The sequence below is a fragment of the Frankia sp. KB5 genome, assembly GCF_002099325.1.
In the GTDB taxonomy this organism is placed as follows: domain Bacteria; phylum Actinomycetota; class Actinomycetes; order Frankiales; family Frankiaceae; genus Frankia; species Frankia casuarinae.
In genome coordinates this window covers 1-1,964 of the sequence record NZ_MRUJ01000381.1, presented here as the reverse complement: position 1 = coordinate 1,964, position 1,964 = coordinate 1, and the positions used below count along the sequence as shown (strand labels likewise).

At 70.0% G+C, this 1,964-nt stretch carries 3 protein-coding genes; all 3 read right to left on the bottom strand.

The window, feature by feature from the left end:
• On the bottom strand, window positions 1-463 hold a 463-nt coding region (locus KBI5_RS24605; protein WP_198537972.1), incomplete at its 3' end, for a glycosyltransferase family A protein.
• A 405-nt stretch (window positions 464-868) separates the two neighbouring features.
• A complete protein-coding gene (locus tag KBI5_RS24600; protein WP_023840909.1) occupies window positions 869-1,261 on the bottom strand; it encodes an RNA-binding S4 domain-containing protein in 393 nt (130 codons plus the stop codon).
• A gap of 168 nt (window positions 1,262-1,429) precedes the next feature.
• Window positions 1,430-1,964 (bottom strand): TOBE domain-containing protein (locus KBI5_RS24595; RefSeq protein ID WP_116290017.1); only part of this gene is annotated, 535 nt, incomplete at its 5' end.

Here is a 1,964-nt window from a genome sequence, read left to right as displayed (position 1 = left end):
GTGCCCGGGCCCACCGGTCGACTCCGTAGGTGAGCACCGTAGGAGGCGAGGCGGGGTGCATCGGGATGTGGCCGACCACGGCGTCGGCGCCGGCGGCGAGAAGCCGCTCATGCTCGACGAGGAGCCGCCGGTCCGCCGCCATGTCGTCGTCGAGAAAGAGGATGAACTCGCCGAGCGCGCCCGCGGCGCCACGGTTTCTCGCTGCGGCCGCGCCCGCGTTCTCCTGCCACAGGATTCGCTTGGAGAACGGCAGAGAGACAGCCTGGAGAGCCTTCTCAGTGCCATCCGTGGAACCGTCGACGACGACGATCAATTCGCAGGGCCACGGCATATCGAGATACCTGAGTTCCGCAATACTCTGCAATACCACGTCTCGGCGGTTGTATGTCGGCATCACAATGCTGAACCGGACCGAACGCCCATTACGGGCGGGCTGCCCCGCCGAATGGTCCGGGATGTCCACGCTCGGTTTCTCACGGTAGCTCATCGCGAATTCCACCGAGCCAACCCGGATGACGCTCGCCCCATGGGYCTGACTCTAGTTCGAGCCGGTCGGTGCGGCGGGACGCGACCCGCGGTCGTGTCGTCCAGGCAGATCAACCTCACGATCGCGTTCCACGAGCGCGGATAACGCTACGCGGCACGCAGCGGCAGAGCCCGGTCCCGGTCACCGGCAACGTACCCGGTCGCTTCCTTCGTTTTCTTCACACCGTTGATGCGAAGTAATCCCATGGCGGGTAGTACCAGGGTTAGTAATCCCAGGGCAAGGTTCCTGGGGATGGTCATGGTGTGTGGGCGATTGCGAACTCCCTCGACCGAGGCGTCGCCTGACCGGGGCGCCGCTACTGGGCACCCAGTAGCGGCGCCGCTACCGCGCATCCGGCCGGCGGGGCTGGTCGCGCAGGCGTTCCAGCGCCCGCCGGTCGCGCTTCGTCGGCCGCCCGGCGCCCCGATCGCGCACGGCCACCACCGGCGGCACCTCGCGCGCGACCGGCGGGCTGCGGTCGACGAAGGACTCCGCGGCAACGGGCGCGCCGACCCGCCTGTGCGGGATCCGGGTGACGACGACGACCCGCTCGTGCCCGGGCTGGCGCACCCGGATCTCGTCGCCGGCCCGCACCGGATGGGCCGGCTTGACCCGCTCGCCGTTGAGGCGGACATGGCCGGCGCGGCAGGCGGCGGTCGCCTGCGATCGCGTCTTGACCAGGCGCACGCACCAGATCCAGGTGTCGATCCGGGCGGTTCCCGCCGGCGACGTCATAGGCGTGGGCGACGTCATAAGTCTGACTGTACGAATCGACCGGCCGACCTGTCGTCGTTCGGGGACGGTCAGGCGGTGACGATCGACCTGCGTGGCGGTAGCAGGGCGCTCGTGACCGCCGCGACCGTGCCGGCGCCGGGACCGGCGTCGGTGAGAGCCGCGACGGAGTCAATGGGGTGGGAAGGCCGTGACGGGCCCGGTGATCGACAGCCGCACGCGGGTGCCGGGTTCGGGAAGCTGGCGCCCCGGCACCCGCGCCGTCACGGTGCGGCCGGACCGGTCGAGCCGGAGCTGGACGGTGGCGTCGTGGCCGAAGTACCGCACCTCGGTGACCCGGCCGACCACCACGTTCCGCTCCTTGTTCCGCTCCTTGTTCCGCTCTTCGTTCCGCTCTTCGTTCTCGTTTCGGTCCTGGCTCTCGTGCTGGTTCTGGTTCTCGTTCTGGTTCTCGTTCTGGTTCTTGTCGCCGTCCGCCGCGGCGAGGAGCCTGATCTGTTCCGGCCGGACGAGCAGGCGCGCCTCGCCCTGGGGAGACCCGGGCCGGACGGCGAGTTCGCCAAGGTCGCAGGAGGCGGTGAGCCCGGTGACGACGGCGGGCATGAACACGGCGGCGCCGACGAAGGCCGCGACGGTCGGGTTGCCGGGTGAGGCGTAGACGCCCTGGGGCGTGCCGGTCTGGGCGATGCGACCGGCGGCCATGACG

Bases quoted from the DNA above. Each gene is read 5' to 3' on its own strand.
- KBI5_RS24600 (WP_023840909.1), bottom strand. From the start codon at position 1,261: ATGACGTCGCCGGCGGGAACCGCCCGGATCGACACCTGGATCTGGTGC.